Genomic DNA, 2,700 nt, shown 5'->3' with positions numbered 1-2,700 from the left:
GCGCACTTTTTTTCCGTCCTGCCTCCCATAACACAAGAAAAGCCCCCCGCGTTGGCGGAGGGCTGGATGGAGCATGTGCATGTCCGGCGCTCTGGCTGGGCTTACAGCTCCTGCCACGAGTCGGTATCCACGGCGATTTGGATGGCATCGTGCCGCCAGTATTCCATGTCGCAGTCGATAAGTTTGCCGTGTTGGTCGTAGTTGACGCGGGCAATGTGCAGAATGCTGCTGCCGTCGGCAATGCTGAGCATATCCGCAATGTGGCCCATGGCGGCGGTGGGGGTGATGGTGAAGCGCGAGCGGCCATACCGTACGCCGTAGCGGCTTTCGTACAGGCCGGTGATGGACTGGGTGAGGTCCTGCTCCAACAGGTCCGGGAAGCGCTGGGCGCAGACTACGTGCTCCACATAGAGCGCGGCGCGTCCATCCAGACAGCGCTGACGGCGAATGTGGTGCACCCGCGTAAATGGCGGCAGGTCCATTTGTTTGCACATATCTGCCTGCGCGGGCACGGTTGCGGCGGCTAGCACCGAGGTGACGGCCCGGCGCTTTTGGCCCTGCACCATCTCGTGAAAGTGCGATTTGGTCATGGGGTTATAGATGAGCCGGGGCGGCGAGACGAACCATCCCCGCCGCTCCTCGCGGTAGATTTTGCCCTCGGCCTCAAGGACGAGCAGGGCTTCCTTCACGGTGATGCGGGTGGTTTCGTACAGCTCGCTGAGGCGGCGTTCTGACGGGAGCTTGTCCCCGACGGGAAGAAGCCCCCCGGCGATTTGGTCTGCGAGGGAGTCGCGGATGGAGAGGAATTGTCTGTTTGTGTGGTGTTTCATGCCGTGGTGTGTGCGTTGATGGTGCAGGGGCTAGGCCGCGGCCCGTTTCCAGTCCAGCACGCGCCAGCCCCGGTGGCGGGCGTAGCGGCGCAGGGCGTCGTCCGGGTTGGTGGGGATGGGTACATCCACAGCATCGAGGAGAGGCATGTCGTTATGGGAGTCGGAGTAGAAGATGCTTCCGGAGAGACTGCGCCGCTCGGTCATGATCCAGTCGTGTAGGCGGGTGACTTTGCCCTCGCGGAAGGAGAGCGTCCCGACGGTTTGCGTGGTGAAGCATCCGGCGTCCTCGGCAAGGCGGATGGCGATGACGTTGTCAACGCCCAGCATGGCGGCGATGGGCCGGACGAGGAAGTCGCTGGTGGCGGAGATAATGATCACGGTGTCGCCGCTTTCCTCATGCCAGCGCAGGCGCTCCCACGCCTGTGGGTAGACGATGGGGCGGATGCATTCTTCGGCGAATTCGTGCGCGCGGCGCGCTACCTCGTCCATGGGCAGCCCTTCCAGATGGCCGGCGCAGTGGCGGATGTAGGCCTTCATGTCCAGCGTGCCGGTGCGGTAGTCCTGCATAAGCTGTTCTTCGCGGTCGAGCGCGGTGGCGGGGGCCCAGCCTTTGGCGACGCTATGGCGGAGCCACATGGTGGCGCTGTCGCCATGAATGAGGGTTTCATCAAGGTCAAAGAGGGCGAGGGGCATTAGGCGACCTCCCGAAGTTCGTTGCGGTTGAAAAGAATTTCCAGCTCGGTTCCGGCCTCGAACAGACGGCTGGAGGAGCGGTTTAAGAGGTCCACGGTCAGCTCGCACCCGCGTGAGAGGAGTTGATAGCGGATAACGTTGCCCAGCAGTTGGTGGGAGAGGACCGTGGCTTCCACTGGCGTGCTGACGCCAAGGGCGTAGTTGCGGCCCGGTTCGCGGACGTAAATGGACTCGGGCCGGACGGCCAGCTGGCCTGTAATGTCCATGCCCAGCAGAGCCTTGGCCTGCTGGGCCGTCAGCAGGTTGGAGTTGCCGATAAAGCCCGCCACAAAGGCGTTTGCCGGGTCCGTGTAGATGGATTCGGCAGAGCCGCTTTGCACGATGTCGCCCCGGTCCATGAGGAAGATGCGGTCCGAGAGGGTCAGGGCTTCCTCTTGGTCGTGGGTGACGAAGATGGTGGTCAGACCCAGCTCGCGCTGGATGGAGCGAATCTGTTTGCGCAGGTTGCGGCGGATGCGGGCGTCCAGCGCCGAGAGCGGCTCATCAAGCAGCAGAATGCGCGGGTGCACCACCAGTGCGCGGGCAAGGGCCACGCGCTGGCGCTGACCGCCGGAGAGTTCGTGCGGGTATTTGTCCTCATGTCCGCCCAGCTCCACAAGGGCGACGGCTTCGGCCACGCGGCGCGTGGCTTCGCCGCCTGCGATGCGCTTCATCTTGAGGCCAAAGGCGATGTTGGCGCGGACGGTCATGTTGGGGAACAGGGCGTAGCTCTGGAAGACCATGCCGATGCCCCGGTTTTGGGGTTTGACGGCGGTGATGTCGTCCCCGCCAACGCTGATGCGCCCGCCGTTGATGGGCGTGAGGCCCGATAGACAGCGCAGAAGCGTGGACTTGCCGCAGCCGCTGGGGCCAAGCAGGGTGACGAGCTCCCCTTTGTTGATGGACATATTCAGGCCGTCGAAGACGGTGACGGAGCCGAAGCGTTTGGTCAGGCCGTGGGTTGTAACGTAATGCATAGGAGTTGTGCTCTGTGGGGATTATCGGTTGAAGCGGCCCGCGCACCACGTCAGGACAAGGGTCACGATGAAGTAGGACATGACCAGTGCGCTGGTGAAGTGGCCGCTGGTGCTGCGCATGTTGTTCAACTACACCTGAAGCGTCTCGTAGCGCGTGCCCA

The 2,700-nt window shown here is 63.2% G+C and carries 3 protein-coding genes; all 3 read right to left on the bottom strand.

The window, feature by feature from the left end; all coding sequences use genetic code 11:
- Positions 1-101 precede the first annotated feature (101 nt).
- From ACY69P_RS15935 to ACY69P_RS15925, 3 genes are read right to left on the bottom strand one after another with little or no spacing between them, the layout of a single operon-like run.
- Complete coding sequence (locus ACY69P_RS15935) at positions 102-830, bottom strand: UTRA domain-containing protein (protein ID WP_459900045.1); 729 nt, start codon at positions 828-830, stop codon at positions 102-104.
- Between the two features lie 30 nt (positions 831-860).
- Positions 861-1,523: an HAD family hydrolase gene (locus ACY69P_RS15930; protein WP_459900044.1), complete on the bottom strand. Its 663-nt coding sequence runs from the start codon at positions 1,521-1,523 to the stop codon at positions 861-863.
- Positions 1,523-2,539, bottom strand: coding sequence for an ABC transporter ATP-binding protein (locus tag ACY69P_RS15925; RefSeq protein WP_404845144.1), 1,017 nt, complete (start codon positions 2,537-2,539; stop codon positions 1,523-1,525). The genes ACY69P_RS15930 and ACY69P_RS15925 overlap by 1 nt, the downstream gene beginning before the upstream one ends.
- Between the last annotated feature and the right edge of the window lie 161 nt (positions 2,540-2,700).

This window comes from Desulfobaculum sp. (genome assembly GCF_054921475.1).
The sequence above is the reverse complement of the archived record's forward strand: the minus strand, read 5'-3'. Positions and strand labels throughout refer to the sequence as shown.